Here is a 23,774-nt window from a genome sequence, read left to right on the forward strand (position 1 = left end):
CCGGTCGGCGGATGCGAGTGTGCTCAACAGCGATGCACGCTGGCCGAACGTGCGTGATCGCCATTGCAGAGAGCAAACAGCTGACCCGCACAGTTGCGAGCGACAGCGCCTGCGGGGAATAGATCGGCACGTCGACCGCTCCGGATTTTGACCGTAGTTATCGGTCAGAAAGTCTTAGTACGCTCCGCGTGGTAACTGGTGTCATGGTTCGGTGTCCGCGGTGTGGAAACGCAGTCGATCAACTGCAATCGCTCCCGCGTGCGGCAATCACGGCTGGCCCACGAGCAGGGACAACCAGCGACGAGGACGTGAGGGCATGTAGCTGGTGTATTCACGAGATTATCGAAGGATGACGCCACTTCGGCGAGTGGGGGAGCGGTACTGACCAGCGCATTCGCCCGAACTCAGTGAGGGTGAAAGTCGGCTCGTCGTTCTTTTTGGGTTATCCGTTCGCGGGGCGGTCGCCGCCAGCGACCCGGCGCTCGCGAGAGCGAACCGCTCGTGAGCCAACCAGAAACCGGCGGTATCTGGTGCAGAAGAAAAAGATGGGATGGCAGAATACTTGTCCGGCGACGGCCACCGCCCGGTATGGACGAACACGCGGCGGACACCAAAGTGGAGTGGCGCGAATGGGGCGAAGAGGCCTTCGCGGTGGCCGACCGCAGTGGCAAACCCGTCTTGCTCTCGCTGTCGGCCCCGTGGTGTACCCACTGTCACGAGATGGACGCGACGACGTACTCGGAACCGCGCATCGCGGCCAACGTCAACGACGGGTTCGTCCCCGTCCGCGTCGACGTGGACCGCCACCCGCGCGTCCGCGAACGCTACAACATGGGCGGGTTCCCCTCGACCGTGTTCGTCACGCCCGAGGGCGAGATCATCACTGGCGCGGGCTATCTGGGTATCGACGGGTTCCGGGACATCCTCACGTCGGTGCGCCAGACCTGGGACGCGAAGGGCACCGAGAGCGGCCGCGTCCCGCGCGCGCTCCGTGACGGCACGCCACCGGCCGGCGAGGTCACGCCGCGCATCGAGGAGCACATGGTCGAACAGTTGCTCGCGGCGTTCGACGACGAGTTCGGCGGCTGGGGAACGGACACGAAGTTCCCGCTCCCCCGGACCGTCGAATTCGCCCTCGTTCGGGCGCGCGACCAGGCCACCCGGACGCTGGAAGCCATCCGGACCCACCTGCTCGACACCTACGACGGCGGCTTCTACCGCTACGCCCTGGAACGGAACTGGGGTGGCGCCAGTCGGGAGAAGCTGCTCGACGAGAACGCGGGGCTGATCCGCGCGTTCGCTCGCGCGTACCGCTACACCGGCGACGAGGGGTATCGCGAGCCCGCCGAGCAGACCGTCGACTACCTCACGACGACGCTGTGGACCGGCGACGCCTTCGCCGCCAGCCAGGCCGGGTCCGAGGAGTACTACCAGCTCGAACCGACCGACCGCGAGGACGCCGACGCGCCCCACGTCGACGAAACCGTCCTGGCCGACCGGAACGGGCTGGCCGCGGGGGCACTGCTCGCCCTCCACGCGTACACGGACGACGAGCGAGCGCGGCGCTACGCCGAGCGAGCGCTCGACCACGTGCTGACCGAACTCGTCGACGACGGCGAAGTGCTGCACTTCGCGGACCCCGAGACCGGCGAGGTCGGCGAGGCGGGACTCCTGCTCGACCAGGCCCGCGTGCTGGAGGGACTGACCACGGCCTGGCAGGTCACCGGTGACCACGCCGAGGACGCACGCGCGATCGCGGACTACACGCTCGACGAATTACAGGACGCCGACGGCGCGTTCCGCGACGGGCCGGCCGCGGGCGCAGGCCTCTGTGATCGCGCCCTCTATCCGTTGGATACGAACGTCGAGCTCGCGGACGCGCTGCTAGACCTGGCAGCCCTGACTGGCGAGGAGCGGTACCGCGATGCAGCCCGGGACGCGGTCGCTGCGTTCGCCGGCGCGGCCGACCGCATGGGCGTCGAAGTGGCCGGCTACGCGGCGGTCACGTCGCGACTCCAGTCCCCGCGAACCTTCCGGGTCGGAACGCGAGCGGGCAGCGACCTCCACCGCGCAGCGCTCCGCATCGCCGATCACGAGGCCGTCGTCGTGCCGGGCGCCGACGTCCCGGACGGCGAAGTCCACCTCTTCGAGGGCGGCGAACAGGTGGGCACCGCCGACACCCCGGATTCGCTGGCGGACCTCGCTACCGACGCCTGAGTCCGGTGGACGCGCCAACGCACGCATCGGTCCCTCGCTGAAACCAGCGAAATCGCAGGGCATATACACATCACTGTGTGAACGTACAGTATCGACAGGTCATTCGGCAGACACTCCCCGCGTCGTCGGGGAGACCGACACCCGTCGGCGCCGCCTCGAACCGACGGACAGGTTTCCGAATCGGACCTGCGCACAGAACCCGGCATACCCGGGTAATTCCCGCCGTGACGGACCCGAGTACCATAATACACAGTGGTAAACCTGCGATGCGTTTATAAGCCCCCGAACCAACCTAACGTAATAATGGCAAGTCTGAGAGATTTGGGGTTGTCCGAATACGAGGCGCGCGCCTACCGCGCGCTGCTGAAGACTGGGCCGACGACTGCCAAAGAGTTGTCACGTGTGAGCGACGTGCCGATGGGTCGGATCTACGACGTCCTCAACAGCATCGAGACGTACAACCTCGTCCGGAGTCAGAGCGCGAGCCGGCCGAAGAAGTACGTCGCCGTCGAGCCACAGACGGCGCTCGACCGGCTGCTCGAAGACAAAAAGCGGGAACTCGACGAGAAGGCGAGTCAGTACGAGAACATCGTCGACGAGCTCGTGGGCGAACTCGAGACGGCCGAGCCGGTCGAGGAGACGTTCTGGACCGCTGCCGTCGGCCCCGAGGAGACGGTCGACCTGCTCGTCGAGCGGCTGGCGGCCGCGGACGAACGGATCATCATGGTCGCGTCGACGCTCTCCCAGCAGTTCGACATCGACATGGTCGGCGACCTGATCGTCGAGGAACTGGGCGACGCACTCGACCGCGGCGTGGACGTGTCGCTGCTGATGCGGCCGGAACTGGTCGGCGAACTGCCCGAGAGCGTCGGCGAGCACTACCGGACACATCTCGCCCGCCACGACCAGTTCTCGCTGCGGACCTCCGGGAACGTCACGGGGACCTTCGAACTCATCGACAACGCCGAAGTGTGCATCGAGGTGCCGCACCCGCTCAACGCCGAGGAGACGTTCGCCATGATCGACCTCAAGGACCGGGAGTTCGCCGCGAACGTCAGGTCTGAGTTCGACCCCAAGTGGGAAGACGCCGAGCCGCTGAACCTCTAGGCGCTGCTCGCTGTCGGTCGAGCCGTTTCGCAGGGGAAAAGAACGCTACTGTTCGATCGGGAGCGCCTGGTTCGACTGTATCCACGCGTTCGGGTTCTCCGGGTCGGAGATCATCGAGACGGTCTGTGCACCGATCGGGAATTCTTCGTACAGTTCGCGGATCGCGGGGGTCGTGTCGGCCGTATTCATTTGCTGGGGTCTACCTCTCAGGTTCGACAGCAGTACCGTCGACGACGACGGTCAGGTCCGAGCGGACTTCCACGTCGTGCCCGTGGTAGCGGAACGTCACGGACAGACCGTCGGCCCGTGATTCGAACAGGCGATCCAGTGCGTCGGGATCGACCGCCATGAACAGCGGCCTGTTGAGGTCGACTGGATCGACGTCGCGCACCGACGCGACCGCGCGCACGACTGCATCGGTTGGCTGGACGGGACGCTGCCGTTCTTTTATCGTGTTCATTACGCTAACCCAGGGGAGAGAACGGCCTGGGGTTGCCCGCTATATGTATAAACAGCCGCCAGCTAGCGGTGTAACTGTATTCACCGCCCGGTCTCGACGGCGTCAGCAGCGTCCCAGGCGCCGAACTGGCAGTCTGAGCCCGCCCGTGTGGCTGGGGTAACAGGCAGACAGTGGTCGCGGTGATCACATCGGCACTCCGTCTTCGTCGCTCGCGCGCGGACGGTCCCCAGTCGAAGCCCGCCGCCACAACGATGTCTGTCGTCGGAGGCAAGATCGGGATCGGAATCGAGCAACTGGCAACCGAGCCACGACGGCATTCGGTTCAGACGGGACACAGCAACGGTCCTGGCGCCGGACGCGATTGTCGCGACTGGCCGGTGGCGATCGACCCGTGAGAGAACACCCGAAACCACCGCGTCGGGGAGCTTCCCAGCACGGCTTGCCGGAGGACAGGTGGTGCGTTTCACGTCCCAATTGCTACCTGTGGATCGAGAGATCCGCACCGCACAGCGACGTAAGTCCGTCTTACTCAGCGGAGTACCCTGTGAAGAGGCACTAAAAACGAACGCCACAGGGACGAAGCGGCCGCAACGACCGGCGACGCCCGCGCGAAAGAGGAGCGCTCACACCCGCCGAAAGTAGGCTAAACTTTACCGTTGGGCTCTTTACCGCCAGAACCGTTTCGAATTGAAGATATGGCTCGGTCCGCTTTGCGGTGGCTCGTTCCCGACGTTCTCAGGGAGCGGTTCGCGTTGAAGTTCACGGTGGCACTGGTCGTCCTGGCGGTCGTGGTAGCGGCGCTCGGAGTCGGCGCGGCGTTCAGCGTCGGCGCCCGATACGGGGTCGCAGCGACGTTCCTCGGCGTTGGACTCGTCGCGCTCGTCGGGTACTCTCTCGGACGGGACGCGGCGACGGCCATCACCGACCTGTCGGAGAAGGCCCAGCAGTTAGAGCGCTACGAGGGGATCATCCAGGCGGTCGGCGATCCCATGTACGCACTCGATGCGGACGGGAACTTCCTGTTCGTCAACGACGCCATCGAACAGCTGGCCGGCTACGACCCCAGCGAGTTGGTCGGCGAGCACGTCTCGACGGTGATGACGGAGGCGGACCTGGCGACGGCACAGGAACTGATCCGGGACGTGCTCCAACGCGGCGAAGCGCCGTATCTCACCTTCGAGATGGCGGTCCAGACTGCCGACGGCGGCGAGGTGCTGACGGAAAACCACATGGCGCTGCTTCCGGCGGAGGACGGCCAGTTCCGTGGAACCGCCGGCGTCGTCCGCGACATCACCGAGCGCAAACAGCGCGAACAGGAACTGGAAATCGCCGACAAGCTGTTCGAGAGCACGCAGGACGTCCTCTACGTGATCGACGTCGACGAGGAGAGCGACGAGTTCCGGTTCGAACGGGTGAATCCCGCGTTCGAGGAGGAGACTGGCCTCTCGAACGCGGACATTCGGGGCCGAGATCTGCGAGCTGTCTTCAGCGAGGAAGAAGCCAGCGCGATGATCGAAAACCATCGCACGTGTATCGAGCAGCAGGAACCCATCGAACTCGTCGAACAGGTCGCAGTCCCCGAGGAAGGGACGTACTGGGAGACGCGGATGGCACCCGTCGTCACCGACGGCACCGTCGAGCGGGTCGTCGGGGCCACGCGCAACATCACCGAGCGCAAGCGGCGCGAAGAAGAACTCGAGCGCCAGCGCTCCCTCCTCACACAGACCCAGGAACTCGCCCACGTTGGCGGCTGGGAACTCGACCTCGGTGGAGACCCACCGTACGAAGGAACCCTCACCGACGAGCTCAAACGCATTCACGAGGTTCCGCTCGACGAGTCGTTCGACATGGAGCGGGGGATCGAGTTCTACCATCCCGAGGACCGCCCCCGCGTCCGCGACGCGGTCGAGCGCGCCATCGAGGACGGCGAGCCCTACGACATCGAAGTGCGGCTCGTCACCGCCGAGGGGAACGAACGGTGGGTGCGGACCACCTGCGAACCCGTCATCGACGACGGAGCGGTCGTCAAGCTGCGAGGGACGCTCCAGGACGTCACCGAGCGCAAACAGCGCGAGCGGGAACTGGAAGCGGCGACCGAGCGCCTCGATTCCATCGTGTCGAACATCCCCGTGATCCTGTTCGCGGTCGACGACGACGGGACGTTCACCCTCTCGGAAGGAAACGGACTGAAGAAACTGGGCCTCGACCCCGGCGAGGTCGTCGGCGAGTCGGTGACAGACGTCTACGCGGACAACACGGACGTCGTCGAGGCCATCGAGCGCGCACTCGACGGGGAGCGAGTGAGCAAAACCGTCGAGATCGGCGACATCGTCTTCGAGAGCACCTATCAGCCGGTGTTCGAGGACGGCGTGGTCACGGAGGTCATCGGCGTCGCCTTCGACGTCACCGAGCGCAAACGCCACGAGCGGGAGCTCCGGAAGACGAACCGGCAGCTCAACGCGCTCATCGAGAACACCGCTGAAGCCGTCTACATCAAGAACAGAGCCGGCGAGTACGAACTGATGAACGAGGCCGCGGCCGGGCTCTTCGACCTCGAACCCGAAGACGTGGTCGGGAAGCGCGACGAGGAGCTCTTCGACGAGGAGACTGCGGCTGCACTCCGTGAACAGGACAGGCGGCTCGTGGAGACCGGCAAGCAGATCAACGCCGAGGCGGTTCGGTTCATCGACGGCGAGAAGATCACGTTCCTCGACAACAAGTTCCCCTACCGCGACGCGGACGGCGAGATCATCGGCGTCATGGGACTCAGTCGCGACATCACCGAGCGCAAACAGCGCGAACAGGAACTCGAAATCGCCGAGACCCTGTTCGAGAACACCCAGGACGCGCTCTTCGTGATCGACGTCGACGAGGACGCCGACGAGTTCCGGTTCAAACGCGTGAACCCAGCGTACGAAGCGACCACTGGGTTCCCGAACGAGGAGGTCCGCGGAGAGACCCCTCGAGCGGTCTTCGGCGACGAAGACGGCGAGACCCTCTTGGCGCACTACAGAGAGTGCGTCGCCCAGCGGGACCCGCACAAATACGAAGTCCAGCTGTCGATCCGCGACTCGGAGACGTGCTGGGAGACCCGGCTCGCACCCGTCGTTATCGACGACACCGTCGAACAGATCGTCGGGGCGACGCGGAACATCACCGAGCGCAAAGAGCGCGAGGACGAACTCCAGCGCCAGCGCTCCCTCCTCGAACAGGCCCAGGAGATCGCCCACGTCGGCGGCTGGGAACTCGATTTCCGCGGAGAGCCGCCGTACGAAGTCCAGCTCACTGACGAACTCAAACGCATTCACGAGGTTCCGCTCGACGAGTCGTTCGACATGGAGCGGGGGATCGAGTTCTACCATCCCGAGGACCGCCCCCGCGTCCGCGACGCGATCGAGCGTGCCATCGAGGACGGCGAGCCCTACGACATCGAAGCACGCTTCATCACCGCCGAGGGCAACGAACGGTGGGTCCGGACGACCAGCGAACCAGTCCTCGAAGACGGCGAGATCATCAAGCTCCGGGGCTCACTCCAGGACATCACCGAGCGCAAGGAGCGCGAACAGGAACTCGAACGCCAGCGCTCCCTCCTCGAACAGGCCCAGGAACTCGCCGGCGTCGGCGGCTGGGAAGTCGACCTCGCGGGGGAACCACCGTACGAAGTGTCGCTCACCGACGAACTCTACCGCATCCACGGACTCTCTCCGGGCGAGAACTTCGACCTGGAGACGGGGATCGAGATGTACCATCCCGAAGATCAGGCGGGCGTTCGCGAAGTCGTCACGCGCGCGATCGAGGAGGGAGAACCGTACACCGAGGAATCGCGCCTCATCGGCGCCGATGGCGTCCAGCGATGGGTACGGTCCGCCGGGGAGCCGGTGTACGAGGACGGAGACGTCGTCAAGCTCCGAGGCGCACTCCAGGAGATCACCGAGCGCAAAGAGCGCGAGCGCGAACTGGAGGCAACGACCGAGCGCCTCGACTCCGTCGTGTCGAACATCCCCGTGATCCTGTACGCACTCGACGATGACGGCACGTTCACGCTGTCTTCCGGCAAAGGGCTGGAGAAGCTCGACCTCGAACCCGGCGAAGTCGTCGGCGAGTCCGTGGAGGACGTCTACGAGGGGCGAGACGAGATCCTCGAAGACGTCGCGCGGGCGCTCGACGGCGAGACCGTCAACTCGGTCCGCGAGATCGACGGCGTCGTCTTCGAGAGCACCTATCAGCCGGTATCCGAGGACGGCGAGGTCACGGAGGTCATCGGCGTTTCCTTCGACGTCACCGAGCGCAAGGAGCACGAACGGGAACTCGAGCGGCAGCGCTACCTCCTCGAACAGGCCCAGCAACTCGCCGGCGTCGGCGGCTGGGAACTCGACCTCACAGCGGGACCGCCGTACGACCTCCAGTTCACGGACGAGCTCAAGCGCATCTACGGCGTCCCGCTCGAGGAGTCGTTCGACCTGGAGAAGGGGATCGAGTTCGCGCACCCGGACGACCAGCAGGAGCTTCGCGAACTCGTCGAGGGCGCGCTCGAAGCGGGCGAACCGTACAGCTTCGAGTGCCGACTCATACGCGCGGACGGCGTCGAGCGATGGGTGCGATCCTCGGGCGAGCCCGTCCGTGCGGACGGCGAGGTCGTCAAGTACCAGGGCGTCCTCCAGGACGTCACTGACCGCAAACAGTACGAGCTAGCGCTCGAATCGCTCCACGACGCGACCCGGGAGTTGCTCCACGCGGAGTCCGAAGCCGCGATCTCTGAGACCGTCGTCGACATCGCCGAGGAGATCATCGACGTACCCGGAGTCGGCGTCTACCTGCTCGACAGCGAGGCCAACGCGTTCGCGCCGATCGCGATGACGACGGGATACGGCAGCCTGTGTGACGGCGTGCAGCCGCTCCCGATGGGGGACGACGAATCAGCGGCCTGGCAGGCGTTCGTCGACGGGGAGACCGTCTCGCTCGACGACCGCGCATCGCTTCAGTGGCTGCTCCACGACGAGACGCAACCGGACCGTTTCCACACGAGCCGTGGAGACCGCTCCGAGACCGCGACGGAATCCGACGCGACCACACAGAGTGGTCTGGTCGTGCCAGTCGGAGACCACGGCGTCGTGACGGTGGTATCGGCCGACGAGTCGGTTGACAGCCGGACGCGACAGCTCGTCGAGACGCTCGTCGCGACGACGGAAGCGGCGTTCGACCGCCTCGAAAGCGAGTCGAGCCTGCGAGAGCGAGACGAACAGCTCCAGGCACAGAACAAGCGCCTCAGGCGCCAGGTCGAGATCACCGACATCATCCGGAACGTCGACCAGTCGCTGATCGACGCGACGTCCCGCTCCGAGATCGAGACCGCCGTCTGTGAGCAGCTCGCCGAAAGCGACGTGATTTCGTTCGCCTGGATCGGCAGCCACGACAACACCGACGAAGCCGTCGTCCCCCAGACGTGGGCTGGGCAGGGCCAGCGCTACCTCGACAGCGTCGCCCTGACGGGCGAGGACAGCGAACCCGCCTGGCAGACTGCCGACGCGGAGTCGCCGACGGTCGTCGGAAGCGTCCTGGAGCGACTGCGCTCCGAGCCGTGGCGCAGAACGGCCCTCGAACACGACTTCCAGTCGGTCATGAGCGTCCCGGTCAGACACGACGAGTACACCTACGGCGTGCTGGCCGTCTACGCAGACGAACCGAACGCGTTCGGCGATCTCGAACGGTCCGTGTTCGTCGAACTCGGTGAGACCGTCGGGAACGCCATCAGCGCCGTCCAGACGAAGCAGGCGCTCTACATGGACACTGCCACGGAGCTGAAGCTCCGCTTTTTCAACGAGGAGTCGCTCCTGTTGAAACTCGCGACCGAGGCCGACTGTCGCGTCGAGTTCGACGGCCTCTCGGCCGACAGCGGCGAGACGACGCGGCTGTTTTTCACCGTGACTGACGCGCGCGCGGCGGAGATTACAGCGCTTCTGGACCGGTTCGTGACAGTGTCCGAGTACCGGATCATCAGCACGACCGACGACGGCGACCACTTCGAGGCCACCATCTCGGAAGGGCTCGTCGCCTCGACGCTCGTCTCACACGGCGTCCGGCCGCGCTCGATGATCGCCGAGAACGGGGAACTGGACGTCATCGTCGACGTGCCGCGCGAGACGGACGTCCGCGAGTTCGTCGAACTGCTGCAGGATCGCCACCAGTCCGTCGAACTCGTCGCACGGCGCGACGTCGAGCGCTCGATCGGCACGAAAGCCGACCTCGTCGAATCCCTCCTCGGCGCGTTGACCGATCGACAGCGCGAGACGCTCACCACTGCGTACTACAGTGGCTTCTTCGAGTGGCCGCGCGAGACGACCGGCGAGGAAGTCGCGACCATGCTCGACGTCTCACAACCGACCGTCAACCGGCACCTCCGACTCGCACAGCGCAGCCTGCTCGGCCAGTTGTTCGACGCCGAACAGCAGCCGGCGATGCCCACCGCGTAGGCCGCCCACAGCGACGCGGTTTCCGGCCTAAGCTGACCATAGCTGTCCGTAAGCCGAGACAACCGTATACATATTGCCTCGCCAGCGAGCCGACCGAATACACGTACCGGCCAGTCCTATCGCGTAACGGTACCTTACCGTTCGATAGGCGATACCGTCGAGACGGCGTCCGACCGACTCGACTCGCACCCACCGATGCTACTGAACACACTCACCGACTCATCGACGCACCTTCGAGCCAGTCTCGTCGAAGCAAACCGAGCCCTGCTGGCCGCGTCCGGCCTGTCCACGAGCACGCAGGACGGCGACGCCCCGGCCGACGAGATCGAACCGGCCGCCGACCTCCCGAACTGGGACGTCACCACCGACGTCGACGATCCCGACGAACTCACCGTCGGCGACAGCGTCCGGTTCGGCAAGACGATCTCCGATGCGGACGTCACCCAGTTCGCCGCCGTAAGCGGCGACACGAACCCGCTCCACCTGGACGAAGCGGCAGCCAGCGACACGATGTTCGGCACCCGGATCGCACACGGGATCCTCGTCTCCGGGCTGATCAGCGCCGCGCTGGCCCGTCTCCCCGGTCGCGTCGTCTACCTCTCACAGGACCTGGAGTTCCACAGTCCGGTCTACCTCGGCGCCCAGGTCACCGCCGACTGCACAGTCGTCGAACCGATCAGCGACGACCGGTATCGGCTGTCGACGACGGTCACCGACGAGGACGGAACCGTCATCGACGGTGAAGCCGTGGTGCTGGTCCAGCCCGGAACCGAGAGGGATGACGAACGCTAATTCGGCGCACAGGAGCCCACAGCGCGAATCCAACAGCCGAATGACACACTGTCACTGCTGCGGGTCGGCGATCGACACCTCCGATTGGTACCCGATCGTCACCGCGAAGGACGAACGCGGCAACGTCGCGCTCTACGCGTTCTGTGACAAGCAGTGTCGCGAGACGTGGCGTGCCCAGACGGCCGATTGATCGGAAGAACCACAGTGACGAACGAAGCGGTTGGTCTCCCCGGCAGCGCCCGTGACCCGCCGTGCGGACGAGCCGTCACCTGTGCCGCAGTTTCTGAACGGCGTAGACGATCGACGCGATCAGCCCGGGAATCGCCCCCATCGCGATCACGATCCCCAGGTCACCGATGAGTCGGGAGAAGACCAGCAGTGCGACCGGGAAGTAGTACACACCGCTCGGACGCCACGCGTCGGGTTCGCCCTCGCCGGACTCTGCGGCCAGCGCGTGGGCGAGCCGCTCGTGATAGACGTGGAGACCAAGCACCAGCGGCGACAGCGGAACGAGCGCGACTCCCAGCAGCGCTACCGGAGCGAACACGAGCGCCAGCACGGACGCCGGAACGAGCACGACCCCCAGCAGCGGAAAGATCGGCCAGGGAATCTTCCGCCAGACCGGTAAGAACAGCGTTACTCGCGGCCCGTCCGGCAGCGAGAGCGACGTCGGCTCCGTGACCACGCCACCATCGGTCACGTCAACCGTGTCCTCCGTTCCCGACGCACACTCGTGATCGCCCGGGAGTCGGTGGTCGATGCAGAACGCGTCCCCGCAGTCACGACAGTCGTATGCCGTCTCTATCCCATCCCCACATTCGGCACAGCTTGCCATACGTCCGTCTATTTCTATAAGACGATAATAATCTTGGGCATCTGACACCCCACCTTTTTCATCGTCGGGTCGCCAGCGGCGACCACTCCTCGAAAAACGTGGGCGAAAAACGGACCGCTCGCCATGCTCGCGGTCCGTGAACCGCCTCCCTCCGGTCGGCAGACGCTAGTCGTCCCCGTTGACCTCGCCCACGAGCGTCCCGAACTCCGCGACCCGTTCCGCGTGGGCGTTGTGCTGGTGGATCGACTCGTCGTTGGACTGTTTCATCGTCACGATGGCGTCCTCGGGGAGATCCGGGAACGCGTCGACGACGCCCTCGGCCATCGAGCGGACGCAGTCCTCGACGAACTTCGCGTCCTTGTGGGACTCGTAGGTCATGTGGTCCTCGTCCGGGCGCTTGGCCAGGTTGTAGATGCGCGCGCTCATCGAATCGCGGGCGACCTCGATGATGTCGTTCAGGTCCGCCTCGGGCGCGCCCTCGCTCTCGATGGTCAGCGTGGCGTGGCCCCGCTGGGAGTGGCCTGGCTGCGGTACCTCTTCTAAGAACTGGTCGATGACTTCGTCCTCGACGTTCAGGCCGCGGAGCGTCTCCCGTGCGCGGGACGTGCTCATTCCCTGCGAGCAGGGACAGACGGTCATCCCGGTGACGCGGGCGCCGATCTCCTCGTGGGTGCCATCCTCGGTGGCGGTCGCCGAGGCGATGATGTCCGCGGTCGACTGGGTCGGGCGGTCGCTCTCGGGCGTCCGCTCGCGGGTGACGTACTCCGCCTCCATGCGGACCTCGGCCTTGGTCGTGTAGTCGTGCTTGTCGAGCAGCCGTTCGGCGGCCTCACCGCAGACGTCTTCGACGCGGTAGGCTTCCTCTGCGACGGCGGCTTCGAGCGTCTCGTCGATGACCTCCATGTTCCGGGACATGTCTGCGCCCTTCCGCCAGGACGGCAGGTCGACGAACACCGAAAAGTCCGCCATGAGAACGATCGGACGGTCGTCTTGGCGACCGAGTTTGACGAGTTTCTCGACCCCCGTGACGCCGACACGGTTCAAGCCCACGCGTACTTCCGGACTGGATGCCTGGACGTCCGGCAGTTGCTGACTCATTGGAGTCTTCTTAGGCTTGAACTACCGTTAGTGCTTTCGAAAAGAAATTTGCTCTGCGTGAAGCCAGTCCCGGCTCCCACGGCTCGCACGCTCAGGAGCGGTCGACGTCTCCGGTGGGCTGACCGGTCGAAGCGGGATCCGCGACGGCCGCTTCCGATTCAGGAGGGTTCTCCGCCGCTGGGAGGTGGAGCGTGACGACACTGCCCCGGGGCTCGTTCTCGTCGATCGCGATGGTGCCCCCGGATTCGGTGACGATCCAGTTGATGATCCAGAGGCCGAGGCCGCTGACGTGATCGAGTTGGGTCTCCCGTCCGCGCAGGAGGACCTCGCGTTCGTCCTCGTGGATGCCGGGGCCGTTGTCGGTGATCTCGATCGCCACGTCACCGGCGTCGGTCAGCCAGACCGAGACCGACACCTCGACCAGCGGGTCCGGATTGTCGTTGTGTTCGATCGCGTTCTCGAGGGCGTTGGAGATGGCCGAATCGACGAGTTCGATGGCCGAGGCGTGCGCCGAATCGGGCAGGGCCGTGTCGATAGAGAGGTCGGGGCGTTCTGCCTCGATTTCGGCGACGACCTCGCGGACGGCTGCCGCCACGTCGATCGGTCGCGACTCGACGTTTTCCCCGTCGAGCGCCTGCTCGATCTGGCGGACCTTGGCGCTCAGATCGACCATGCCCGAGACGTGGTGCTGGATGGCCTGGACCCACTCGGCGTCGGGGTGGTTCTGCATGCCGAGTTCGGCGTACCCCAGGATGACGTTCGCCTCGTTGCGCAGGTCGTGACGCAGCGCCCGGTTGAGCACGTCCAACCGTTGTTCGCGCTGTCGGCGGTCGGTCACGTCCTGGAGGCTCACGAGCCTCCCGCGCAGCAGCCCACCGCCACGGCGCAACTCCGTCACCCGCACGTCGTAGTGGCGAAGCGTCCCGTTCTGCCGAAGCGCGACCTCGGTCCCGGTGTCGTCCTCAGAGAGCGTCTCGTCGCTCACGTCGGTCAGCGCGTCCGCGAGCCCCGGAACGACCTCGTCGATGGGTTCACCGACGATGGCAGCGGCCGGCTCACCCGCGATGTGCCTGGCGGGTTCGTTGAAATCCGAGATGCAGCCGCGGTCGTCGAGGATGAACACCGCCTCGACGAGGTTGTCCAGGAGTTCGTCACGGGCGATCTCACGTGCGACGGGCATCAGTTCGAGGAGTTTGTGTCTGTAGATGGCGATCAGAAACGCCACCGCCGTCACCGAGAACGCGACCGGCGTCGGGTCGATTGGGACGGAGAGGAGGCCGGACACGTACAGCGCGTTGCTGAGCCAGGGTGCCATCACCCCGACGAGGACGGCGGCGGACTGGCTCCGAAACACGGTCTCCGAGACCACGTAGGTTCGGACGAGCAGATACGTCCCCACCAGCGTCAAGAGGTACGAATAGGCGCTGTGGAACCAGAACCAGGGACCGTACTGAACGGCGAGCGTCGAAACGGAGCCGGTGTGCTCGACGACCCGGCGCGTCCACATCAGCTGGTGCGAGGGATTCGTCCAGACCACGAGCTGTGTGAGCACCGGGACCACGAGCAGCGGGAGCGGTCCGTACCGAGTCAGCCACACGTCGCGGTTGGCGTACTCGACGGCGAAAAAGAGGAACGCGACCGGGACGAGAGAGACGCCGACGAACGCGAGATTAGCGAACGCCCGGAGTCCACCGGGGTCGGTTCGAGCGACGCCGAGTGCGGCGGTCGCCGCCCAGACGGCCGTCGCAGCGGAGAGAACAGCCAGTGGCGTGGCGCCCGCCGCCTCGCGGTGGCGGAACGAGACGACGGCAGCGGCTAACAACAGGACTGTTACACCGGCGAACAGCACCGTATACGGCGTCTGTTCCCATGCCATGAGAGCCAGCGACGGCTATGACGGAGAGTCGAGGGAGTCGAAATCGGGTTCCGGCATCCGGAAGAGCGCGCCGAACTCGCCCTCCTCTAAGTCCATCACAGCGTCGTCGAGTTCCGCTTCGAGTTCGTTGATTCGATCGGTCAATTCCTGGTACTCCTCGTTGGTTTCGAGCGCCGACTGGCTCTTCGAGGTCTGGAGCGCAGCCCGCTTCGAGACCAGCGAGAAGTACTTCTGGAACGTGTCGTCGTACGACGAATAGGTGAGCAGTCTGTCCACCGTCTCGTAGAGATCGTCCCGCGAGACCGGCTTGACGACGTAATCGTCGAAGCCCATGTCGAGAATGTCGAAGTCCGGATCGACTGCCGTCACCATCGCCACGCGGCAGTCGTATCCCTCCTCGCGGATGTGTTCTAAGACCTCGTCACCGGACATGCCCGGCATCCGGCGGTCCAGGAGGACGGCGTCGATCTCCTCGTCCAGCTTCTCGACCGCTTCCGACCCATCATAGGCTGTCCGGACGTCGTATTCGTCCTGGAGATGAGCCGCATAGACGTCCGTGACTGCAGATTCGTCGTCGACGATGAGGATTGTTGTTTCGCCCAAACCTATCCACTCACGTTATCAGGTCGCAAAGAACAGGCAAAAAGTTTCCGCCCGTTCCTCAGAAATGAAAATCAGGATGCACGAACGCAGTGGCTGCCCGTGTGGGCGGAATCGGACGAATGCGGAGCGGTGGCAACCGTTCTGAACACGCAGTCAGTCGGTCCGCCGGACGGTTGCGGCCGAACTGTCGACGTGGCTACTCGTCGGACGGCCCAGCGGCGACCGTCCGGCCGTCGTGGAGTTCGCGGAACACGGCCGCGAAGTCCTCGTCGTCGAACTGCTCGACCCTAGCGTCGAGTTGCTCGCGTACCTCCTCCCGTCGGGCCGTCAGGTCCGCGAACTCCTCGCTGTTTTCGAGCGCCGCGTCGCTCTTGTTCGCCAGCAACGTCGCGTACTTGGTGCTGAGGACGTAGTACTCCCGGAGTTTCGCCTCGTATTCGGCGCACGTCAGCAGTCGCTCGAGCGTCTCGAACAGGTCGTCGCGAGAGACGGGCTTGATGACGTAGTCGTCGAACGGCATCTCGATGATGTCGAAGTCCGGGTCGACCGCCGTCACCATCGCCACGCGACAGTCGAGACCGCGCTCACGAATCTCGTCGAGGACGTCGTCGCCCGACACGCCGGGCATCCGACGGTCGAGCAGCACCACGTCCACGTCCGGCCCCAGTTCGTCCAGTGCCTCCTCCCCGCTGTATGCCGTTTCGACGCGGTACTCGGACGACAACTGCGCCGCGTAGGCGTCGGCCACGTCGGGTTCGTCGTCCACCACCAGAACGGTGGGGAGGTCACCGGAACTCATCAGGGTAGCACCTTAGACGCAACAGAATGATAAGCGTTCCGGATGTTTCGATAGACCAAGACGTTTTGCAGCTGCCACCACGAGGCAAAGTCCGCGCTTCAGCGACGCTCACCGCCAATTCCACCCCGTCGTGAGTGAGAGAGTTACAGTAATCATCAAACCGAGAGATCGACTGACGAGAAACGCTGGTTCGCTCGCACGTGGGGCGAAAAATCACTCGCCAACGATCTCGTCGTACCGCGCGCCCGTCTGTTTCAGCGTCTCGGTCGAGTACAGTCGCTCGTGCTCGCAGGGCAGGTACTCGTCGGCGAGTTCGTCGATCTTCTCGTCGACGGCCGCCGATTCGCGGCCGTGAATCATCGTGAAGAGGTTGTACGGCCAGTCTTGCTCGGGGCGGCGCGGGCGGTGATAGCACAGGGTGACGTAGGGCAGCGAGCCCGCAGTCGACCCCCACTCGTCCAGTTTCTCGTCGGGCACGTCCCACACCACCATGCAGTTGCTGTCGAAGCCGGTCGCGACGTGGTTGACCACGCAGCCGATGCGCTTGATACACCCATCGGCGAGCAGTCCCTCGATGGCCGCTAACACGTCAGCCACGTCGGCGCCCACCGCGTCGGCGACGTCCCGATAGGGCGTCGCCGACAGCGGGAAGCCGTCCTGGATTTCGAGCAGGAGCCGCCGATCCAGCGCGGAGAGGTCCGCCGCGGCGTCCTCGCTGATTCGAGTGGCCGAGGCGTCCGTTTCTGCGAAGGATTCCCGGGCGAAGCGGTCAGTGTTCACGACGGGGAACTCCAGATCGATGTAGTAGTCGGTGAGCATCGGGAGGACGAGGACGTCGAGGCCGGTTCGGTCCTCGATCTCGGCGATGATGCGGTCGCGCGTCTCCCGCGACCCGGCAGTCACGACGAACCACATGTTCCACTCGTGATCCCGTCGGTAGTTGTGGTTGACCTGTCGGTAGCCGTTGACGACCTCGGCGACCTCGTCGAAGCGGTCGTCGGGCGCTGCGACGGCTGCCAGCGTCGACGACCCGATGACGGGCGGGTTGAGCACGGCGCCGAACCGACGGAACACGCCCTCGTCGCGGAGCCGTTCGACTCGCTGGAGGGCGTCGGTTTCCGTGATACCCAGATCGTCGGCGACGACGCGGAACGGCCGTTCGGCGATTGGGAAGTCGCTCTGGTAGCCGTCGATCAGGGCCGCGTCCGCGTCGTCGATCTCGTCGCGCCAGTCGCCCGACTGGAGGCTCATTAGCCGGCCTATGGAGTCGTGGCGTGTAATCCTGTCGTTTCACCGCAACTGGTCAGCAACGAACGGGGACAACCTATTCGTGGGAGCGCCGGCCAGTAGGGAGCGATGGTCAGGTACTTCGATGATATCGAGGTCGGAGAAACCTACGAGCACGGCAGCCAGGACGTCACGAAAGACGAGATCGTCGAGTTCGCCGAACAGTACGACCCGCAGCCGTTCCACGTCGACGAGGACGCCGCAGAAGAGACGGCGTTCGGCGGCCTCGCAGCCAGCGGCTGGCATACCGCTTCGATGTGCATGCGCCTGCTCGTCGAAGTGATGGACGAGGCCGACTGGGCGTCCCAGGGGGCACGCGGCGTCGACGCCCTGCGCTGGATTCGGCCAGTCCGCCCCGGCGACACGCTCTCGGTCGAGGTCGAAGTCGTCGACAAACGAACCGACGAAGACAATCCTGCGGTCGGCCACGTCGACAGCAAGCTCACGGGGTACAACCAGGACGGCGAGGCGGTCATCTCCTGGATCGGGTTGGGCATGGTCGAGCGACGTCACGACGACCAGTGAGCGGCCACACCCCGGCTCGCCAGTCGAAGTGCCGTCACGTCGAGAGCGTATCTCATCGGGTTGGTAAGTGAGCCTCCTTTTCACGACGGATGCGGGCTGATAGCGGGGTAGCAGCCCGATATACAGGCGAATCTACACGTTTTTGCTCGTGCCGACCGACCAGTCGAAAATGGGTGTCCAACCGGACCCCTCCGAGGTGTTCCAGCGGGCGGTCGATGAAGGGCAACGGCGGCTGGACCAGTCGCCACTCGAACTCTTCGCGACCAGTTTCATCGCCGGCTTTACCATCGTCTTCGGGATCGCCGCGCTCGGCATCGTTGAGGCGGCGTTCGCGTCGCAGTTCGAGGACATTGCCAGCGTCGCCGGGGCGCTCATTTTCGGCACTGGCATCGTGTTCCTGGTGGTCGGTCGCGCGGAGCTGTTCACGGAGAACTTCTTCGACCCGGTCGCGGCGGCGGCCGAGAACTCCCAGTCGTGGCTCGTCTCGAAGCTCGTCCGCCTGTGGGTCGTTACCTTCGTCCTCAACCTCGTCGGCGGCGCACTGATGGTGTGGGTCCTGTCGGTCGACGGTGCACTCCCGTCAGGAACGGCTCACGCGTTACGCGGGTTCGCCGAGGATACCGTCGTCCGAGACCCGGTCGCTGGCTTCGCGAAAGGCATCACTGGCGGCGGTCTCGTCACGCTACTCTCCTTTCTCTTGTCGGCGGTCAATAGCGTCAGGAGTCAGATCACGGTCTCCTACATGGTCGGAGTTCTGTTGGCGCTGGGGCCGTTCGACCACGTCATCGTCACCGTGTTGCACCTGTTGTTCGGCGTCTTTTTCGGTGCCGACATCGGCCTCGGAACGCTGGCCGAAATCACAGCCGTCGTCACTGCCGGGAACATCGTCGGCGGACTCGGACTGGTGACACTGTCTCACATCGCGCAGGTGCAGGGGGCGCGCGAGGACGGCGGGTGAGACCCGACGTCGCAGCGTCGCGGTCGTCGTTCGGCGTCGTGGGAGAAGCGGCGCGTTCCGCAGGCTATTTCGCTCTGGCGGCCCGAGCGCCGAGTATGGCAGAAGCGACCCAGGAGTTCGGCGAGTGGCCGCTCAAACGGCTGATGACCGAAGTCGTCGGTTCGGGGCCCAAATCCGCAGCGGACATGGACCACGCGCAGGCCCGGGAGGCCTTCGAGCGCATCCTGGCCGACGAACCCGACCCCACGACGTTCGGCGCGTTCATGCTGGCCAACCGCTGGAAGCGCAACAATCCCGAGGAGCTGTCCGCGTTCACCGACGTCATGCGCGAGCAGTCCGTCGTGACGGCCGAACCCGACGCCGACCCCGTCGATTGCGGGGCGAACTACGACGGCAAAGCCGACACCGCCATCCTCGGTGTGGCCGCGGGCGCCGTCGCTGCGGCCGCCGGCACCCCGATCGTCATCCACTCCGGGGACCGCATCCCCTCCCAGAAGTCCGACTCGTACAAGCACGTGCTCGACGAACTCGGCGTCCGGACCGACCTCGAACCCGAAGAGAGCGCCGACATGGTCGACGAGGTCGGCGTGGGCTACTACTACCAGCCCAACTTCAACCCCGGCGTCGACGACATCTGGGAGCGACGGGACCAGATGGGCGTCCGGACGTTCGTCAACACCGTCGAGACGCTGGCCAACCCCGCCAACGCCGACGTCCACCTCGGCAGTTTCTACCACCTGCCCTTCGCCCTCAAGATGACCAACACCCTCCGGGAAGCCGAGACCCAGGACGTCAGCCGCGTCCTGATGTTCCAGGGCCTGGAAGGCTACGACGACGTCCGCCCCGGCTCGACCGTCGTCGCCGAGTGGAGCGAGGGCGACGAGGAGGTCGCCGACTTCGAGATCGAGACGCCCGAGTACGGGATGGACTTCGAGAGCGAGGACCTCGAAGTCGACGACGTCGCCGCCGACTCCGCGACGATCACCGAGGAAGTGCTGGCCGGCGACCGCGACGACCAGTTCGCCGACGCCGTCGCCGTCAACGCCGCGCTGCGCATGTACGCCCGCGAAGACGTCGACACCCTCGACGACGGACTCGACGTCGCGCGCGAGACCATCGAGAGCGGCGACGCCGAAGCGGTGCTGGACGACCTGCAGTCCTTCTAACTCACGCGGGCGTTTCTGCGGTTTCTCCCGTCAGTTCTTCGGAGCCACGACCCAGGAACACCAGCCCGACGCCCGTCGTCAGCAGGTTGACGCCGAGGATGAGGCCGAGTCCCCAGGCGGCAGTCGACGGCAGGCCGGCCCACAGGAGTGCGGCGAGCAACAGCGAGAGCAAGCCGCTGAAGACGTTCCACTCCCAGTTTGGCTCGTTTCGGACGGTGAAACTCAGCCCGATGAGGACGAGCCCTTCGACGGCGAGGAACGCGACGAGCAGCACGGTCAGCGACGCCAGCGTGAGAACCGGGTTCGCCATCAGCAGGATGCCGGCCCCCGTGTAGAGGAGCCCCAGGAGCACCTGTGCGATCGAGCCGCTCCAGCCGGCCGCCGAGAAGGCGTGCGCGTAGTGGAAGACGCCGCCGACGATCAGCGTCGCCCCGAACAGAAGCGCCAGCGAGATGCCGGTCACGAACGGGAACGCGATCGCCAGCACCCCCAGCAGCGCGAGCAGGACGCCGGCCGCCTGGAGCGTCCGCCGCTTGTCGGCGACCACCGTCGCCAGCGTCGCGTCGGTCGGTGTTTCCGTGCTCATACGCGCGCACAGGAACCGGAGACGGGTAAGGATATTCACGATAAATGGTTATATTCGAGTGGAGTTACGCGCCGCTGGCATGCCGGTCGGTTTCGGGTCACTCGGGAACGACTGTGACGATCACCGAACCGTGAGCGCGCCGTAGATGGCGAGCAGGACGGCGAGGAAGGCGACGAGGGCCGCGCCGTCAGCGCCGAGCGACTCGCGGAGGGCGACCCAGAGACCGAGGAACGCCGCGAAGACGGCGAGTGCGACGCCGAGCCCCCAGAGCGCGGCGCGGCCCGGACTGTCCCGCCGCGAGCGTTTGCTGTAACTGTACGGTGGGAGCGCGCCCATCGCGAGCGTCGTGAGGAAGACGGCGTAGAGGTTGCCGTCGAAACGCAGGTAGATGACGAGAACGGCAGGCAGCGCAGCGAGGAGTCCGGTAACCAGGACCGCGTTCGTCGCGGCCATTCCGCTGGTGCCCTCCGCCGTCGCCCGGTCAGTGCTCATGGCGGCACCTCGCAGCCCGGGACAAAAAACGGGCCGCTCCGTGCCGAACGGTGGCACGACAGCACCAGTCGACAGCACATTTATCGGGACAGACCGCATGCGTGGGGGCATGACCGGTGACCTCTCGACCGGGGTCGAACTCCTCGACAGCGCCATGGGTGGCGGCGTGCCACCGGGCAGTCTCGTGGCACTGACCGCGCCGCCGCGCGCACAGAGCGAACCGCTGTTGTACGCGATGGCGGCCGAGAACCCGACGCGATACCTTTCGACGCTTCGCACGAGCGACGAGGTGACCGACGCCATCACCGCCACGCTGCCCTCGACGGCCGGCGTCAGCATCGACGTCCGCGCGGTCAGCGGTGACGACATCCTCGCCAGCCCGGAGCAGTATCTCGGCGGCCTTGACTCGCACTCGCTGGTGATCATCGACCCGACGACCGAACTGGAGCAGGGTGACCGCGAACGCTACCGCTCGTTTCTGGACACCTGCAAGCGCGCGCTCCGGATGACCGACAGCGTCGGCCTGCTCCACTGCCACGAGAACACGCCCTCGGTCCTCCGCCGGGACATGACGCTGGCCCGCGCCGACCAGGTGTGGGACGTCTGTGCCGAGGTCATCGACGAGAACCTCCGGACCCGGATGGCCATCACCAAGGTCCGCGGTGGCTCGCCGTTCGGACTGGTCGATCTGAACTTCTCGGACGGCGGCGTGACCGCCGACGCGCGGCGCTAATCGGACGACCAAATGGCCCCAGACACCAGACTTTTCCCCTGACCCGACGGAGGGGACTCCATGAGCAACCCGACTGTCACGCTGTCGACGAACCACGGAGACATCGAAATCGAACTGTTCGCAGAGCGCGCGCCGACGACCGTCGAGAACTTCCTCAACCTCGCCGAACACGACCCCGCGGCGAACGACGAACCCGGCGTCGAGACGACGACGTGGGAAGACCCCGAGACGGGCGAGGTCCGCGGCGACTCACTGTACGAGGGGATCACCTTCCACCGCATCATCGAGGACTTCATGATCCAGGGCGGGGATCCCACGGGGACGGGTCGAGGCGGCCCCGGCTACCAGTTCGACGACGAGTTCCACGACGAGCTCCGCCACGACGGCCCCGGCAAACTGTCGATGGCCAACTCCGGCCCCGACACGAACGGCTCACAGTTTTTCATCACACTCGGCGCACAGCCACACCTCGACGACAAACACGCCGTCTTCGGCGAAGTCGTCGACGGGATGGACGTCGTCGAAGAGATCGGCGCCGTCGAGACCGACGGCAGAGACAAGCCGCTCGACGACGTCGTCATCGAATCCGTCGATATCGACCGCTGAGGAACGCGACCAACACCGAACCACGGTGACGAACGCCTCGTCACCGAGTCGTCGTTCACGTGACGACGAGAGTTTCGCTCGCTGAAACTGTCATAGCTGCTTTATTACACGGCTCGCGGAACATCCGACCAGCATGGTCCCGCCTGCAGAGCAGCCCTCCACACCCGAGAGCTGGTACCGTCCACGAACACGCTCGCGACTGCCGCCAAGCCGAGCGGTCCGACGCGCACCGATCGGCAGGCGGTGGTCCCGGCGACCGAGCGCGCCGCGACCGGTTAGCGCCGGAGGTCACCGATGACGCTCCGTACGGAATCCCTCGGGAAACAGTACGGCGAGGGGACGTGGGGGGTCCGCGACGTGACTCTCGAATTAGAAGAGGGGATTCACGGCCTCCTCGGGCCGAACGGGTCGGGGAAATCGACGCTGATGGGGATTCTCTCGACGATCCTGAAGCCGACGACGGGCACAGCCACCTGGAACGGAACGGACATCGTCGAGTCACCCGGCACCGTGCGATCGGTACTCGGCTATCTCCCGCAGGACTTCGGCGTGTACCCGGACCTGACGGTGACGGAGTTTCTAGAGTACATGGCTGCCTTGCGGGGACTCGACAGCGAGACGGCGAGCGCACGGATCGACGAGTTGCTCGAACTGACGAATCTCACCGGCGTCCGAACCCGGAAGCTCGAGACGTTCTCCGGCGGGATGCGCCAGCGCGTCGGGATCGCGCAAGCGCTGCTCAACGACCCCGAGCTGCTCGTCGTCGACGAGCCGACAGTGGGACTCGATCCCGAGGAGCGGGTCCGCCTGCGCAGCGCGCTCGCCAACACCGCGACCGACCGGGTGGTCGTCCTCTCGACGCACATCGTCCCGGACGTGGAGGCGACAGCGAACGAAATCGCCATCCTCGACGACGGCCGGTTGCTCACACACGCGACGGTCGACGAACTGATCGACCGGGTCGCCGAGACCGTCTACGAGTGCGTGGTGCCGCGGTCGGAACTGTCCACGCTCGCCGACCAGTATCAGGTGTGCAGCACTGTCCAGCGGTCCGACGGCGTCAAAGCCCGGGTGCTCGGCGAGTCCCCGCCCACGGAGACCGCAGCGCAGGTCCCGGCGACGCTCGAGGACGCGTACCTCGAAACGGTCGAACGACCACACTGA

Annotated in this window: 21 protein-coding genes; 11 read left to right on the forward strand and 10 right to left on the reverse strand. The window is 65.5% G+C overall.

Annotated features, from left to right (window positions below):
- Nucleotides 1-588 precede the first annotated feature (588 nt).
- Nucleotides 589-2,217: a DUF255 domain-containing protein gene (locus tag ACFR9U_RS02215; protein WP_247377129.1), complete on the forward strand. Its 1,629-nt coding sequence runs from the start codon at nucleotides 589-591 to the stop codon at nucleotides 2,215-2,217.
- Nucleotides 2,218-2,520: 303 nt separating this feature from the next.
- Nucleotides 2,521-3,324: a TrmB family transcriptional regulator gene (locus ACFR9U_RS02220; protein WP_247377127.1), complete on the forward strand. Its 804-nt coding sequence runs from the start codon at nucleotides 2,521-2,523 to the stop codon at nucleotides 3,322-3,324.
- Between the two features lie 45 nt (nucleotides 3,325-3,369).
- On the opposite strand, the gene ACFR9U_RS02225 is transcribed toward ACFR9U_RS02220, so the two are convergent.
- Nucleotides 3,370-3,513: a hypothetical protein gene (locus ACFR9U_RS02225; RefSeq protein ID WP_247377125.1), complete on the reverse strand. Its 144-nt coding sequence runs from the start codon at nucleotides 3,511-3,513 to the stop codon at nucleotides 3,370-3,372.
- Nucleotides 3,514-3,523: 10 nt separating this feature from the next.
- A complete protein-coding gene (locus ACFR9U_RS02230) occupies nucleotides 3,524-3,784 on the reverse strand; it encodes a HalOD1 output domain-containing protein (protein WP_247377123.1) in 261 nt (86 codons plus the stop codon).
- 695 nt (nucleotides 3,785-4,479) lie between these two features.
- On the opposite strand from ACFR9U_RS02230, the gene ACFR9U_RS02235 reads away from it, so the two are divergent.
- The 3 genes from ACFR9U_RS02235 to ACFR9U_RS02245 all read left to right on the forward strand — a co-directional run bounded on the left by ACFR9U_RS02235 (nucleotide 4,480) and on the right by ACFR9U_RS02245 (nucleotide 11,236).
- Nucleotides 4,480-10,254, forward strand: a complete 5,775-nt coding sequence (locus tag ACFR9U_RS02235) for a PAS domain S-box protein (RefSeq protein ID WP_247377121.1) — start codon at nucleotides 4,480-4,482, stop codon at nucleotides 10,252-10,254.
- Between the two features lie 195 nt (nucleotides 10,255-10,449).
- Entirely contained in the window at nucleotides 10,450-11,046 is a 597-nt protein-coding gene (locus ACFR9U_RS02240) for a MaoC family dehydratase (RefSeq protein WP_247377119.1), read from the forward strand.
- A gap of 40 nt (nucleotides 11,047-11,086) precedes the next feature.
- Nucleotides 11,087-11,236 (forward strand): DUF7576 family protein, encoded by a 150-nt coding sequence (locus ACFR9U_RS02245; protein WP_247377117.1) that lies wholly within the window; start codon nucleotides 11,087-11,089, stop codon nucleotides 11,234-11,236.
- Between the two features lie 75 nt (nucleotides 11,237-11,311).
- On the opposite strand, the gene ACFR9U_RS02250 is transcribed toward ACFR9U_RS02245, so the two are convergent.
- The 6 genes from ACFR9U_RS02250 to ahbB form a co-directional block, all read right to left on the reverse strand.
- Complete coding sequence (locus ACFR9U_RS02250; protein ID WP_247377114.1) at nucleotides 11,312-11,881, reverse strand: AN1-type zinc finger protein; 570 nt, start codon at nucleotides 11,879-11,881, stop codon at nucleotides 11,312-11,314.
- A gap of 165 nt (nucleotides 11,882-12,046) precedes the next feature.
- The gene (mptA, locus tag ACFR9U_RS02255) at nucleotides 12,047-12,979 is read right to left on the reverse strand and encodes a GTP cyclohydrolase MptA (RefSeq protein WP_247377112.1); all 933 of its coding nucleotides are present in this window, start codon (nucleotides 12,977-12,979) and stop codon (nucleotides 12,047-12,049) included.
- 91 nt (nucleotides 12,980-13,070) lie between these two features.
- Nucleotides 13,071-14,855, reverse strand: coding sequence for a histidine kinase N-terminal 7TM domain-containing protein (locus ACFR9U_RS02260; RefSeq protein WP_247377110.1), 1,785 nt, complete (start codon nucleotides 14,853-14,855; stop codon nucleotides 13,071-13,073).
- A gap of 15 nt (nucleotides 14,856-14,870) precedes the next feature.
- Nucleotides 14,871-15,458 (reverse strand): response regulator, encoded by a 588-nt coding sequence (locus ACFR9U_RS02265; RefSeq protein ID WP_247377108.1) that lies wholly within the window; start codon nucleotides 15,456-15,458, stop codon nucleotides 14,871-14,873.
- A 196-nt stretch (nucleotides 15,459-15,654) separates the two neighbouring features.
- A complete protein-coding gene (locus tag ACFR9U_RS02270) occupies nucleotides 15,655-16,257 on the reverse strand; it encodes a response regulator (protein WP_247377106.1) in 603 nt (200 codons plus the stop codon).
- Between the two features lie 213 nt (nucleotides 16,258-16,470).
- The gene (gene ahbB, locus ACFR9U_RS02275; protein WP_247377104.1) at nucleotides 16,471-17,508 is read right to left on the reverse strand and encodes a siroheme decarboxylase subunit beta; all 1,038 of its coding nucleotides are present in this window, start codon (nucleotides 17,506-17,508) and stop codon (nucleotides 16,471-16,473) included.
- Nucleotides 17,509-17,613: 105 nt separating this feature from the next.
- On the opposite strand from ahbB, the gene ACFR9U_RS02280 reads away from it, so the two are divergent.
- The 3 genes from ACFR9U_RS02280 to ACFR9U_RS02290 all read left to right on the forward strand — a co-directional run bounded on the left by ACFR9U_RS02280 (nucleotide 17,614) and on the right by ACFR9U_RS02290 (nucleotide 20,193).
- The gene (locus tag ACFR9U_RS02280; protein ID WP_247377102.1) at nucleotides 17,614-18,069 is read left to right on the forward strand and encodes a MaoC family dehydratase; all 456 of its coding nucleotides are present in this window, start codon (nucleotides 17,614-17,616) and stop codon (nucleotides 18,067-18,069) included.
- 169 nt (nucleotides 18,070-18,238) lie between these two features.
- Entirely contained in the window at nucleotides 18,239-19,027 is a 789-nt protein-coding gene (locus ACFR9U_RS02285) for a formate/nitrite transporter family protein (RefSeq protein WP_247377100.1), read from the forward strand.
- A gap of 95 nt (nucleotides 19,028-19,122) precedes the next feature.
- On the forward strand, nucleotides 19,123-20,193 hold the full coding sequence (locus ACFR9U_RS02290; RefSeq protein WP_247377098.1) for an anthranilate phosphoribosyltransferase: 1,071 nt from the start codon (nucleotides 19,123-19,125) through the stop codon (nucleotides 20,191-20,193).
- 1 nt (nucleotide 20,194) lies between these two features.
- On the opposite strand, the gene ACFR9U_RS02295 is transcribed toward ACFR9U_RS02290, so the two are convergent.
- Both ACFR9U_RS02295 and ACFR9U_RS02300 read right to left on the reverse strand, forming a co-directional pair.
- Nucleotides 20,195-20,779: an HdeD family acid-resistance protein gene (locus tag ACFR9U_RS02295; protein WP_247377096.1), complete on the reverse strand. Its 585-nt coding sequence runs from the start codon at nucleotides 20,777-20,779 to the stop codon at nucleotides 20,195-20,197.
- Between the two features lie 120 nt (nucleotides 20,780-20,899).
- Nucleotides 20,900-21,271, reverse strand: a complete 372-nt coding sequence (locus ACFR9U_RS02300; RefSeq protein WP_247377094.1) for a hypothetical protein — start codon at nucleotides 21,269-21,271, stop codon at nucleotides 20,900-20,902.
- Between the two features lie 109 nt (nucleotides 21,272-21,380).
- Between ACFR9U_RS02300 and ACFR9U_RS02305 the strand changes: the two genes are divergently transcribed.
- From ACFR9U_RS02305 to ACFR9U_RS02315, 3 genes are all read left to right on the forward strand, one after another.
- Nucleotides 21,381-22,004, forward strand: a complete 624-nt coding sequence (locus tag ACFR9U_RS02305; RefSeq protein WP_247377093.1) for an RAD55 family ATPase — start codon at nucleotides 21,381-21,383, stop codon at nucleotides 22,002-22,004.
- A gap of 60 nt (nucleotides 22,005-22,064) precedes the next feature.
- The gene (locus ACFR9U_RS02310; protein ID WP_247377091.1) at nucleotides 22,065-22,610 is read left to right on the forward strand and encodes a peptidylprolyl isomerase; all 546 of its coding nucleotides are present in this window, start codon (nucleotides 22,065-22,067) and stop codon (nucleotides 22,608-22,610) included.
- A 294-nt stretch (nucleotides 22,611-22,904) separates the two neighbouring features.
- The gene (locus ACFR9U_RS02315) at nucleotides 22,905-23,774 is read left to right on the forward strand and encodes an ABC transporter ATP-binding protein (RefSeq protein ID WP_247377090.1); all 870 of its coding nucleotides are present in this window, start codon (nucleotides 22,905-22,907) and stop codon (nucleotides 23,772-23,774) included.

This window comes from Halorientalis brevis (genome assembly GCF_042678165.1).
GTDB classification, from domain to species: domain Archaea; phylum Halobacteriota; class Halobacteria; order Halobacteriales; family Haloarculaceae; genus Halorientalis; species Halorientalis brevis.